Genomic DNA, 12621 nt, shown 5'->3' with positions numbered 1-12621 from the left:
GCCGCGGCCACGTGCTCAGCCGACCCCTCAACCCGCCGGCGGGCCGGGGTGACGGGGCCCGCCGCAGACCCGGAGAACCCTTCATGCGACACCTTCACGCCCGCTACGGGCGCACACTCCTCGTCTCCCTGGCGGCCCTGGCGACAGCGGTGTCACCCGTCGGCGCCGCGAGCGCCCACGCCCGTGCCGCAGGCGCCTCCGCCGACCGGCCGGCGGCTTCCGCCGCCGCCCCGGTCCGGCAGGTGTGCGGGCCGGCCGGGCCGGGACAAGCACGTTGCCTGGCGCAGATCCGGACCGACGTCCACACCGGCACCGGTGTGCGCGGACCGGCCGCGCACGCGTCGGCGGGCAGCGCGGCCGCCGCGCTGCCCCCGGGCTACGGCCCCGCGGACCTGCGCGACGCCTACCAACTGCCGTCCACCGGCGGCGCGGACCAGACCGTCGCCGTGGTCGACGCCGGCGGCGACCCGTCCGCCGAAGCCGACCTGGCCGTCTACCGCTCCACCTACGGACTGCCGCCCTGCACCGTCGCGAACGGCTGCCTGAGCATCCTCAACCAGCGCGGCCAGACCAGCCCGCTCCCCGCGGACCTGCGGTGGAGCGTGGAGATCTCCCTCGACCTGGACGCCGCCTCCGCGGCCTGCCCGGCGTGCCACGTCATGCTCGTCGAAGGCGACGACGCCGGCATCCCCAGCCTGGCCGCCGCCGTGGACACCGCTGTCACCGCCGGCGCCACCGAAGTGTCCAACAGCTACGGCGCGACCGAGCAGAACGGCATGCAGCCGTACGCCGCCTCCTACTCCCACCCGGGCGTGGCGATCCTGGCCTCCTCGGGTGACAGCGGCTACGGCATCCCGAACACCCCGGCGGTGTATCCCACCGTGATCGCCGCGGGCGGCACCACCCTGACCCGTGCCCCGGGCACCGCGCGCGGCTGGACGGAGTCGGCCTGGCAGGGCGCCGGAAGCGGCTGCTCGGCCTGGGTGGACAAACCGGCCTGGCAGCACGACGCCAACTGCCCCGGCCGGATGGTCGCCGACATCTCCTCCGTGGCCGACCCGAACCCCGGGCTGGCCGTCTACGACACCGACAACAAGACCGGCGGCTGGGTCGTGGTCGGGGGCACCAGCGCCGCGTCGCCGTTCCTCGCCGGAGCGATAGCCGTGGCAGGGAACCCCGCCGCCTTCCCCGACGCCTCCTCCTTCTACACCGCCACCACCGGTCTGAACGACGTGACCACCGGCAGCAACGTCACCTCCACCGACTGCGGCGGGGACTACCAGTGCACGGCCGGGCCCGGCTACGACGGACCCACCGGCAACGGCACCCCGCTGGGAACCGCGGCCCTCTGACTGGCCCTCAGACGCCCCGTGCGCTCCCGCGGCCCCGGCCGAACCGGCCACCGGCCGCGGGAGCGCGCCACGACCGGTGCCGCACGCGCCCCCCGCCCCCGCACCCCAGTGGGGTCACTGGGCCAGAACGAGCAGATCGTCGTCGGTGCCGGAGAACATCCCGGTCCACTGGACGGCCACCACGCCGTCGACGGCCTGCCAGGGCGTCAGCGCGGCGAAGGTGTCACCGGTCTCGCCCGACGCGGGCCGGACCGGAGGCAGCCGCGTGGAGTGGAGCTGCCGCCCGGTCCGGGCGTCGAGGACCAGCAGGTCCGAGGCCACGGCCTTGGGTGTCCCGCTCCTCGGCAGCAGGGGCTGCTGGACGACGTATACGCGGCCGTCCTCGATCAGCGGCGGGCCGAGCCGGGTGTCCTTCGCCGGGCGGCGCGTCCAGTGCTTCGTACGGTCGGCGACGTCGTAGGCCACCAGCGTGCCGTCGGAGGACCCGGCGGTGTTGTCGGCGCACAGCATGATCCCGTCGCCGGCCGCCTCCGTGGGGTGGAGCGCGGGCACCGGCCAGGTGGTGACCCGCGGCGTGCGGCCCGAGACGTCCACCACCGCGCCGATCCCGTCCCGGGTCCACAGCGACGTCACCAGGGTGTGGTCGTCGACCGGTCGCAGCCGGTTCAGCCCGCTGTCCACCTTCCAGCGCACCGTGCCGCGGCGGGTGTCGAACGCGATCAGCGGCAGGTCGTCACCGGCCTTGCCCGTCCCGGCGCACTCCGCCCGCGCCACCACCGCGCCGCGCATCGCGAACACCCCGCCCGAGCTGAGCCGGCAGCCCTTCGGGACGGCGCCGCGCCACACCCGCTTCCCGCTGTCCTCGGCGAACGCCGTGATCGCGTCCCTGCTCTCCACGACCACCAGCCCGCTCACCACATCGAGCGCGGCGAACGTGTCGGAGGACCCGGCGGGCTTGCCGTAGGTCACCTTCGCATGCCAGCGCGGCTTCCCGGTCCTGACGTCGGTCCCGACGACCGTCCCGTCCTTCCACCAGGTGGCGACGGTGCCACCGCTGCCGGTGAGGCCGACGGTGCCCAACTCGGTGCCGGAACGGCCGTAGTGCCAGTACTCCTTGCCGGTGCGCAGGTCGTGCGCGGCGACGCCGTCGTCCGTCTCGTCGACGGACAGCCCGCCGTCGACGCCGTACGACTGCGAGGTCCGCCGCAGCACCCGGTCCGGCGCGGCCGGCGCCCCGCTGCCCAGCGCCGTCGGGAACGCCCCCTGCGCGCCGCCGACATGCTCGTGATACGGGTTCCCCGCACGCAACGCCAGCCAGCCGCCCACGGCCAGCGCGGCCACCACCGCGGCCACGACCGTGCCCAGAGCTCTCCTGTCCATCCTGCCCCCCTCGTCCCGACGAATCCGGCCAGCCTACGAGACCGGCCCCGTGCCCGGGCCCCGGCCTCGCCGTCCGCGGCGGCCCGCGCGGTTCGGCTCCGCCGTGAATGCGCCGCCGGGCGGCCGGCCTTGCCCAGGACGCCGCCGCACCGGCCGCTAACGCACGTGCCCGGAGCGGCGGTTGCCGCCCTGCCGGACCGTCTTCGCGTCGTCCCGGAGCACCCGCTGGTACTGGCCGGGTGTCTGCCCGACGAGCGCGGTGAACGCGTTGATGAAGGCGCTCGGGTTCGCCCATCCGCAGGCGGTCGCGGTGTGGATGACCGAGACGTCGGCGGCGAGCAGCAGAAGCGCGTGGTGCACGCGGAGCTGGGTGCGCCACTGGGGGAAGCTCATCCCGGTCTCCTGCTGGAAGAGCCGGCTGAGCGTGCGTTCGCTGGCGCCGACCCGGTGCCCGAGCTCGCCGAGCGTCAGGGGGCTCGACATCCCCTCCTCCACGAGGGCGACGACGGCGCGGAGCCGGTCGTCGTGCGGCTCGGGAAGGTGCAGCGGTTGTTCGGGCGCGGTGGCGACATCGTCGATGATGACCCGGCGCAGCCGCGAGCGCGCCCCCGCGGAACGCTGCTCGGAGCTGGTCAGCGCCAAGGCGGCCTCACGTGCCAGCGGTGTCATGACCAGTACCGCGGGATGCGCCGGCAGCAGGGCGGCCAGGCTCGGCGCCAGGAAGACGATCCGCATGTCGGTCTGGCCGTGCGCCCGGTGCTGGTGCGCGAAGCCCGCGGGAATCCAGACCACCCGGTTCGACGGGGCGATCCACGAACCCACCGAGGTGACGAGCGAGAGCACGCCCGTCGCGGGATACACCAGGTGCCCGCGGGTGTGGGTGTGCTCGGGGGTGCGCTCGTCGTGGCCGAGCAGGAGGGCGTGTTCGCGCAGGACCTGGTCGAGCGGCATCGGCGCGTGGCGGGTTTTGGGCATCTTTCGTCAGGTTATCAGTTGGTCGCCCTGGGGGCGTTCGGATGGACTGGGGCCGTAGCCCAGCGCCACCCACGTGGCGGCCGACCTCGGGCTATGCCCAGGAGCGCCCCGGCCGACCGGGGACCGAAAGGACAGCCCAGATGACCCGTCTCCTCCAAGAACCGCCGCCCCGGACCCGGCCCGGCACCAGCGCCCGCGGCAGGCTCGGCGCCGTCCTGTCGGCCGTGGGCCTGCTGACGGCCGCGTTGAACCTGCGCATCGGTGTCGCCTCGGTCAGCCCGGTGCTGTCGGACATCAAGGCGGACCTCGGCCTGTCCGAGGTCGTCGTCAGTCTCCTCACCACCATCCCCGTCGTCGCCTTCGGCGCCTTCGCCTTCGTCACCCCGGCGCTGAGCCGCCGACTGGGCCTGCACCGGCTGCTCGGAGCGACGATGGTCGCGCTGGCCGCCGGGATCGCGCTGCGGCTCCAGCCCAGCCTCGCCGGGCTCTTCGCCGGCACCGTCGTCATCGGTGCGGCGATCGCGATCGCCAACGTGATCATGCCGGCCGTGATCAAGCGGGACTTCTCGCACCGCCTCGGCCTGATGATGGGCCTGTACTCGACGGCGCTGTCCGCCGGCGCCGCCCTCGCCTCGGGCGTCACGGTGCCGCTGCTCTCCCTGGTCGGCGGCGGCTGGCGCCCCACCCTGGGGCTGTGGGCGATCCCCGCCCTGCTCGCCTTCCTCGTCCTCGTCCCGCAGTTGCGGCACGCCCCCGTCCGCGATCGCCGGACCCGTGACGTCGCCGATGCCCCGTCGGCCGCAGGCGAGCCCTCCGTCCGCGTCCTGCTCCGCGATCCGGTCGCCCTCGCCGTGACCGCGCTCATGGGCCTGCAGAGCATGAGCTACTACGCGGCCCTGACCTGGGTCCCCACCCTGTTCCAGGACTCGGGCATGGACGCGCACACGGCCGGCTGGATGCTGTCGTACTCGGCCTTCCCCGCCATCGCCGTCTCGCTCGTGACGCCCGCGATCGCCCGGTGGGCACGTCCGACGTGGCTTCCGGTCGCGGTCGCCGCCGTGTTGACCGGGGCTGCCTTCGGCGGGCTCGCGGTGGCCCCCCTGCCGGCGGCGTACCTGTGGATGACCATGCTCGGGCTCGGCCAGGGGGCTTCCCTCAGCCTCGCCCTCACCTACATCGTCCGGCGCTCGCCCGACGCCCGGCACACCGGCCACGTCTCGATGATGGCCCAGGGGCTCGGCTACCTCCTGGCCGGCCTCGGCCCCGTCGGCCTCGGCGCACTGCACTCCGCGACCGGGGGGTGGAGCATCCCGCTCATGGCGCTCATCGGCCTGCTCGTCCTGCAGTTGGGGGCCGGAGTGCTCGCGAGCCGCGAACGCCACGTGCTGGAACGCCACGTGCCGGAACGCTCCGTGCCGGAACGCCGGGTGCCCGGCGGCAACGCGCCCGGCGGTCGCGGCTGACTGCAAGATCCGCCGAGGCGGCCCGCGTTCAGCTGCCCGGCGGCGGCTCGAAGGCGGTCGCGAGCGAACCCGGGGTCACCGGAGTGCGCTGGCCGCTGCCGGTGACGGGGAGGCGGGCGCCGTCGAGGGCGGGGTCGACGTAGCGGGCGAACCACTCGTCCAGGCGGGCCGCCAGCTCCGCGCGGGTCCGCGCGTGCTCGGGCGAGTCGGCGAGGTTGCGCTCCTCGCCGGGGTCGGCGGCGAGGTCGTACAACTCGTGCGGGCCGTGCGGGTAGCGGTGCACGTACTTCCGGTCCCTGGTGCGGATCATCCGGACGGGACCGTACTCGTCGTAGACGACCACGCGGTCATGGCCGGAGACGTGGTCGGCGTCGCCGAGCAGGCGGGCGAAGGAACGGCCCGGCAGCTGGGGGTCGGGGGTGTGGTCCAGGCCGAGGTGGTCGACGAGGGTGGGCAGGACGTCGTACTGCGACAGCAGGGCGTCGCAGACCCGCCCGCCGGGGATGCGGCCGGGCTGCGCCGCGATGAAGGGCACCAGCACCGAACTGTCGTACATGTTCTGGGGGAAGGTGCCGTTGCCCTTCCCCCAGATGCCGTGGTGGCCGGCGTTGAAGCCGTTGTCGCTGGTGAAGACCACCAGCGTCGAACCGGTGAGGCCGAGCGCGTCGAGCCGGTCCAGGACCCGGCCGATGGCGGCGTCCATCGCGGTGGTCGCCGCGAAGTAGCCGATGAGCGCCTGCCGGGTGTTGCTCTCGCCGCCGACCGGGGCGCCGTCCTCGTCGAGCGGCTGCCAGGGGTGCGGCGGGCCCTGGGGGCAGGTCTCGAAGGCGCAGTCCTCGTACAACTCGGTGTACTGGCTGGGGTGTTGACCCTTCCAGGGCTTGTGCGGCGCGGTGAAGTGCAGCGAGAGGTGGAAGGGTTCGGGGCGCTCCGCCTCGGCGACGAGGAACCGTTCGGCGTCCGCGGCGAGGGCGTCGGTGAGGTAGTCGGGCTCCTCGGTGCGGACCCCGTCGCGGTACATCGGCGCCCCGCGGTACGGGCCGCCGCCGCTCTCGTGGGCGTACCAGTGGACGAAGCCGGGGCGGGGCTTGTCGTTGGCGCCGAGGTGCCATTTGCCGCTGAGGCCGAGCCGGTAGCCGGCGTCGGCGAGCAGGTCGGTGAAGAGGGTCCGGCCGGCCAGGAAGTCGACGCCCGTGCGGCCGGCGTGATGGTAGGAGAGCCAGTCGTGGACGCCGTGCTGGGAGGGCAGTTGGCCGGTGAACAGGGAGGCGCGGGCCGGTGAGCAGACCGGCGAGGTGCAGAAGAAGCGGTCGAGGAGAACGCCGCTCGCCGCCAGGGCGTCCAGCCGCGGGGTGTGGATCTCGTGGTTGCCGGCGCAGCCCATGGCCCAGGGGCCCTGATCGTCGGAGAGGATCAGCAGCACGTTGGGGCGGTCCGGATCGTGGCTTGCCATGGGTCTCCCTGGGCGTGATGCGAGATACGTGGGTGCGGGTGCGGGTGCGGGTGCGGGTGCGGGTGCGGGTGTGGCCGCGGCCGAGGCCGCGAGATGGAACCGGCCCGCGGGTGCCTCACATGCTCGGTGCCGACGTCCTGACGAGTCAATCGCTCTGAGGATATGAATCACCGATGACTTTCCCGGGGGTTCACTCGGTGGGGCGACACATTGCGGCAACAATTCCGCTGATCCGCTGAGTCATCCGTAATTCATACCCTCAAAGACCGCTTGATCCGTCCGATGACTTGCGGCAATCATATGGCCACGCCTTCCCCGACCCAGGGTCACCGCCACCCGAGGAGTGCAGGTATGTCCGCTGTCCGACAGTCCACGGCCGCCGCAGAGTCCGGCCGTCCACTCTCCCGCCGTGCCGTTCTCGGCGCGGCGCTCGCCGCGGCGGCCGGACTGACCGCCGCCTGCGGGTCGAACTCGTCGTCGGGCGGGGGCGGCGCGTCCTCGTTCACCTACTGGTCGATGTGGAAGCAGAACGAACCCCAGGCCAAGGTGCTCCAGGCCGCGATCGCGCAGTTCACCAAGGACACCGGGATCAAGGTGAGCGTCCAGTGGAAGGGCCGCCAGGTCGTCCAGCAACTGGCGCCCACGCTCAACACCGGGAACGTCCCCGCCGACCTCGTCGACTCCGCCGACCGCTTCGCCTACGCCCAGCTCCAGGCCACCGGCCAGGCCCTCGACCTCACCCCGGTCCTGGACCTGCCGATCCCCGGCGAGAGCGGCCACACCGTCGGCAGCGTCGTCCCCGCCAAGTACCACGGCCTCAGCACCACCGCCGGCACCCTGTGGCAGATCCCCTACGAGATCATCACCACCCAGATCTGGTACGACGGCCACGCCCTGCCCGACGTCGCCGCCCGGCCCCCCGCCACCTGGGCGGAGTTCAGCGAACTGCTGGCCACCCGCAAGTCCGCGCGCGGCGGCGGCCCCCTCGCCCTCGACGCCGACGTCCCCGACTACGCCGCCTACTGGACGTACTACGCCGTCCTGCGCGGCCTGGGCCCCGGCGCCTTCGGCAAGGCCGCCGCCGACAAGAGCGGCGCGCTGCTGAAGGCGGACGGTTTCGTGGCCGCGCTGCGCCACGTCGAGGACCTCGTCTCCGCGGACGACTTCACCAAGGGGTACGACGGCTCCAAGTGGCCCGCCGTGCAGCAGAAGTGGGCCAAGGGCAAGTCCGACTTCCTGCTCCTGGGCACCTTCGCGCCCAGCGAGACGTCGACCTTCGCCTCCTCCGACTTCCGCTACCGCTCCTTCCCCTTCCCGGCCTTCGCCCAGGGCGGCGACACCTCCCAGGACATCTCCCTCATCGGCTTCTCCATACCGAAGAAGGCCAGGCACGCCGCCGCCGCGCAGAAGTTCATCGCGTACTTCCTCGCCAAGGAACACCTCCAGGGCATCGCCACCCAGGCCAAGAACATCACCCCGCGCGCGGACATCGACGCCCCCGCCGAACTGGCCGACGCGCAGAAGGCGCTCACCGCGGGCAACGCCGTCAAGACCCTGGACGGAGTGAAGGAGACCGCCGCCGAGTGGTACACCAAGGTGTTCCTGCCGCTGAACACCAGCTTCCTCACCGGCCACCTCACCGCGACGTCCTTCGCCTCCAAGCTGGCCTCGAACTCCGCCTCCTACTGGAAGACGGCCTCGTGACGGCCGCCGACACGCTCCGCCCCGAGCCGCCCGGCAGCGCCTCCGCGCGGCGCCGGTCCACCTCCGCGCGGCGCCGGTCCACCACCGCCCGGCGGCGGCCCGCCGCCCCGGGGCCGGGGGAGACCCGGCACAGCCCGCTCACCGCCCGCCGCAAGAAGCTCTTCTGGCCGCTGCTGCTGCCCGCCACGCTGGTCTACGTCGTCTTCTTCGCCGGCCCGTCGCTGTTCACCCTCTGGCTGAGCCTCAACAAGTGGGCCGGCGCGGGCCCGATGAGCTTCACCGGCCTGGACAACTACCGCCGGCTGTTCCAGGACCCGACGTTCCGGCACTCCTTCACCAACACCCTCTGGATCATCTTCGGTGCGGGCGGGCTGACCTTCCTGGTCTCCTTCGGGCTGACGATGGTGCTGCGCGAGATGCAGGGCCGCAAGGCCGCCCGCTCCATCCTCTTCTTCCCCAACATCGTGCCCAGCGTGGTCATCGCGATCCTGTGGGGCTTCCTCTTCCAGCAGGGCGGACTCGTCGACTCCGTCACGAAGGCCACCGGCCTGCCCTCGCCCAACTGGCTCGGCCAGGGGAACCTGTTCAAGGTCATCATGATCGGCCTGGTGTGGACCTCCACCGGCTTCTACACCACCATCCTGATGGCCGCCGTCGACCAGATCCCGCCGGAGCTGTACGAGGACTGCGACCTGGCCGGCGCCAACACCCTGCAGAAGTTCCGGCACGTCACCCTCCCGCTGATGTGGGACGTGGTCGGGATGTGCGCGGTGCTGTGGACCATCTCGGCGGTGAAGGTCTTCGAGTTCATCTACGCCTTCGCCGGTGCCGCCGGGCAGATGCCCGACACCGGTGTGTGGAACACCGCGCTGTACACCTACGGCGAGGCGTTCGCGTCCGGCGGCGTACCCCGCTACGGCTCCGCCGCCGCGAGCGCCGTGGTCATGCTCGCCCTCGTCGGGGTGCTCGTCGTCCTGATCCGCCGCTTCATGCGCCGCGACTCCGTGCAGTACTGAGCAGCGCCGGCCGGTACCGCGCGGTGCCGAGCAGCGCTGGTCCGGCTCCACCGGACGCCACCCGGCCGCACCGCAACACCCGCCGGCTCCACCGGACACCACCCGGCCCCGACCGTTCCACACCCCCGTCACGGAGGTCATCCCCGATGGCTGTCGCCAGTCCCGGCCGCTCACCCGGCCCGATCGCCCGCCGGCTGCGCCGGCTCACCGCCGGCCGGGTGCTCGGCGTACCCCTGGTCTGGCTGTTCGCCGCCTTCAACATCTTCGTCGCGCTCTGGCTGCTGCTGTCGTCCCTGAAGACCTCCGACGCGATCTTCAGCTCGCCCTGGCGGTTCCCGCACACCCCGAACTGGGGGAACTACGCCCGGGCCTGGAACGAGGGGCAGTTCGGCCAGGCCGCCCTCAACACGGTCGTCGTCGTGGGCGGCACCGCGGTGGTCACCGTGCTGCTGGCCGCGCCCGCCGCCTACGCCCTGAGCCGGATCACCACACGGCTCAACTCCGGGCTCACCCTCTTCTTCGCCCTGGGACTCGGCATCCCCGCCCAGATGGTGATGCTGCCGCTGTTCGTGTTCATGAACCAACTCCAGCTGGTGAACAGCCTGTTCGGCCTGATCGTGGTGTACGTGGCGACCTCGCTGCCGTTCGCCGTGTTCTTCCTCACCGGCTTCTTCGCCACCCTCCCGGTGGAGTTGGAGGAGGCAGCCGCCCTCGACGGAGCCACGCCGCTGCGCACCTTCTGGCAGATCATGCTGCCGATGGCGCGCGGCGGGCTGATCACCGTGCTGATCCTCAACATCATCCAGCACTGGGGAGAGACGGTCTTCGCCCTCGTCTTCGTGCAGACCACCGACCACCAGACCCTGTCCCTGGCCCTGCTCGGCTTCCTCCAGCAGATGCAGTACAACGGTGCCGACTGGGGCGGCCTGTTCGCCGGCGTGGCCCTGGTCGTCCTTCCCGTGCTCGCCTGCTACGTATGGCTGGGCCGCCGGATCATCGAAGGAATGACCGTCGGCTCAGTCAAGTGAGCCGAACCGCAGGGGGATTGAGGACCACCATGACCGGAGCCCGCGACCTGAAGTTCCGTCAACTCGCCACCGAGCTGCGGCAGCGCGTACGCCAGGGCGTCTGGCCGCCCGACGGCCGGCTGCCCACCGAGAAGGAACTCGCGCACAGCAGCGGCACCTCGGTGAGCACGGTGCGCCGCGCCGTGGACGAGCTCGTCGCCGAGGGGCTCGTCGTACGGCGGCAGGGCTCGGGCACCTTCGTCGTACCGCCGAGCGCCCCGGGACCCGGCCGCGCACTGGTCGGCGTCAGCGTCCCCGACACGGCCTTCTACTACCCGAAGGTGCTGCGGGGCATCGAGGAGACCCTCTCCGCCGCCGGCGCCCGGCTGCTGTTCGCCTGCTCGGGCTACGACCGGCAACGCGAGGCCAAGGACGTGGCGGACATGCTGGAGGCCGGAGTCGACGGCCTGCTGCTCGTCCCCACCCTGGGCGGACCCGAACCGGCCCGGGAGTACCTCGCGCGGCTGGCGGCGCTGCCCGTGCCGACCGTCCTGGTCGAACGGCGCGACGCCGCCCTGGAGGGCACCAACGAGTACGTCTGCACCCATCACGAAGCCGGCGCCTACGACGCGGTCCGCCACCTCGCCGGCCTCGGCCACCGGGCGATCGGCCTCGTCCTGCGCGACCCCAGCCCCACCTCCGGCCCGGTGGCCGAGGGCTTCCACCAGGCGGCCGGCGAACGGGGCCTGGCCACCGTGGAGTTCCGCGCCGCCCGCCAGGAGTGGAGCCCGGCGGCCGCCGACCGGTGCCTCGCCGCGCTGCGCGACGCCGAGGTGACCGCCGCCGTCTGCTTCGGCGACCGGCAGGCCGCACTGCTGCTCGGCGCCGCCCGCCGCGCCGGCCTCACCGTGCCCGGCGATCTCGCCCTGGTCGCCTACGACGACGAGATCGCCGACATGGCCGACATCCCGCTGACCGCGGTCGCGCCCCCCAAACGACAGCTCGGCAAGGCCGCGGCGGCCACGCTGCTGCGCCGGCTCGACGACCCGGAACTGCCCCGCAGCCGGGTCCTGCTGCGCCCCACCATCATCGTCCGGCAGTCCTGCGGAGCCGCGCAGGACACCGCGACCACGACCACCACGACCACGACCACCGAAACCACCACCACCGTGACCACGACACCCGGGGAGAGCACCACGTGACCGACACAAGGCTCGGCCTGATCGGCGCCGGCGCCGTGGGAGTGCTGCACGCCGAGGCCGCCACCGCCACCCCGGGCGTACGGGTGACGGCCGTCTGCGACCTCCTCGCCGAGACCGCGCACCGCGTCGCCGGGCCGCTGGGCGCCGCGGTCTTCACCGACCACCGCGACCTCATCGCCTCCGGCACGGTGGACGCCGTCGTCGTCAACACCCCGCACGCCCTGCACACCGACATCGTCACCGGCAGCGCGGCGGCCGGCCTGCACGTGCTGGTCGAAAAGCCCATGGCCACGCGCTCCGAGGACTGCGCCGTCATGGAAGCCGCCTGCGCGGACAACGGTGTCGTGCTGTTCGTCGGGCACATCCAGCACTTCCTGCCCCCGGTCGCCGCGGCCAAGGCCGCCCTCGACGCGGGCACCGTCGGGGAAGTGCTCGCCGTCCACGACTGGCGCAGCACCGACTACCGCCGCGGCAGCCGGCCGTCGTGGTTCTTCGACCCGGCGATCTCCGGCGGCGGCGTGTTCATCAACATCGGCACCCACTGCGTGGACCGGCTGCTGTGGCTCACCGGCCGGCGCCCGATGGCGGTGGCCGCGACCGCCGTCCGCCGCGGAGACCTGCCGGTGGAGACCGACGTCCTGGCCCGGCTCGACCTCGGGGACGGGGTGGTCGGCCACATCACCGTCACCAGCACCCTGCTTCCCGCCCGAGACGAGCTGACCGTCATCGGCGAACGCGGCACCATCCGGGTGGCCCGCGGCACCGGCGCGGTGCTCCATCCCGACGACGGCACCGGCCCGGTGCTCCTGGCCGAGGACCGCGCCGACGACGTGCCCACCGCCTTCCTCGACCAACTGGCCGCGTTCGCCGCGGCGGTCCGCGGGGAACAGCCCCCCGCGGTCCCGGCCGCCCACGGCCGGCAGGTCGTCGAGACCATCGAAGCCGTCTACGCCTCCTGCGCCGACGGCGGCCGGGCCACCCGCCGGCCACCCACGCGGCCCCTCCGCCGAAGCCGCACGCACCGCACGTCGCTTCCGTGGCCATCACGGGTGTCCAGTGCGACGCCGGC

10 protein-coding genes are annotated in these 12621 nt (G+C 73.0%); 7 read left to right on the top strand and 3 right to left on the bottom strand.

Features of this window, described 5'->3' with window-relative positions:
* Positions 1–83 precede the first annotated feature (83 nt).
* The gene (locus AB0399_RS38705) at positions 84–1352 is read left to right on the top strand and encodes a peptidase S8 (RefSeq protein WP_366414473.1); all 1269 of its coding nucleotides are present in this window, start codon (positions 84–86) and stop codon (positions 1350–1352) included.
* A gap of 114 nt (positions 1353–1466) precedes the next feature.
* On the opposite strand, the gene AB0399_RS38700 is transcribed toward AB0399_RS38705, so the two are convergent.
* Together AB0399_RS38700 and AB0399_RS38695 are read right to left on the bottom strand one after the other, a co-directional pair.
* Complete coding sequence (locus AB0399_RS38700) at positions 1467–2732, bottom strand: PQQ-binding-like beta-propeller repeat protein (protein WP_366414472.1); 1266 nt, start codon at positions 2730–2732, stop codon at positions 1467–1469.
* A gap of 156 nt (positions 2733–2888) precedes the next feature.
* On the bottom strand, positions 2889–3707 hold the full coding sequence (locus AB0399_RS38695; protein ID WP_366414471.1) for a helix-turn-helix transcriptional regulator: 819 nt from the start codon (positions 3705–3707) through the stop codon (positions 2889–2891).
* Positions 3708–3847: 140 nt separating this feature from the next.
* On the opposite strand from AB0399_RS38695, the gene AB0399_RS38690 reads away from it, so the two are divergent.
* Complete coding sequence (locus tag AB0399_RS38690) at positions 3848–5170, top strand: MFS transporter (protein ID WP_366414470.1); 1323 nt, start codon at positions 3848–3850, stop codon at positions 5168–5170.
* Between the two features lie 28 nt (positions 5171–5198).
* Here AB0399_RS38690 and AB0399_RS38685 read toward each other — a convergent pair whose 3' ends face one another.
* Entirely contained in the window at positions 5199–6623 is a 1425-nt protein-coding gene (locus AB0399_RS38685; protein ID WP_366414469.1) for a sulfatase-like hydrolase/transferase, read from the bottom strand.
* A 351-nt stretch (positions 6624–6974) separates the two neighbouring features.
* On the opposite strand from AB0399_RS38685, the gene AB0399_RS38680 reads away from it, so the two are divergent.
* From AB0399_RS38680 to AB0399_RS38660, 5 genes are all read left to right on the top strand, one after another.
* Entirely contained in the window at positions 6975–8327 is a 1353-nt protein-coding gene (locus AB0399_RS38680) for an ABC transporter substrate-binding protein (RefSeq protein WP_329361235.1), read from the top strand.
* Complete coding sequence (locus AB0399_RS38675) at positions 8324–9343, top strand: sugar ABC transporter permease (protein ID WP_366414468.1); 1020 nt, start codon at positions 8324–8326, stop codon at positions 9341–9343. Before AB0399_RS38680 ends, AB0399_RS38675 begins: the two co-directional genes overlap by 4 nt.
* 146 nt (positions 9344–9489) lie before the next feature.
* The gene (locus AB0399_RS38670) at positions 9490–10371 is read left to right on the top strand and encodes a carbohydrate ABC transporter permease (protein WP_329361231.1); all 882 of its coding nucleotides are present in this window, start codon (positions 9490–9492) and stop codon (positions 10369–10371) included.
* 29 nt (positions 10372–10400) lie between these two features.
* Positions 10401–11552, top strand: a complete 1152-nt coding sequence (locus AB0399_RS38665) for a GntR family transcriptional regulator (RefSeq protein ID WP_366414467.1) — start codon at positions 10401–10403, stop codon at positions 11550–11552.
* A partial coding sequence (locus tag AB0399_RS38660) for a Gfo/Idh/MocA family oxidoreductase (protein WP_366414466.1) occupies positions 11549–12621 on the top strand: 1073 nt, incomplete at its 3' end. The genes AB0399_RS38665 and AB0399_RS38660, both read left to right, overlap by 4 nt.

The organism is Streptomyces sp. NPDC088194, assembly GCF_040702025.1.
Lineage (GTDB): Bacteria > Actinomycetota > Actinomycetes > Streptomycetales > Streptomycetaceae > Actinacidiphila.
The sequence above is the reverse complement of the archived record's forward strand: the minus strand, read 5'-3'. Positions and strand labels throughout refer to the sequence as shown.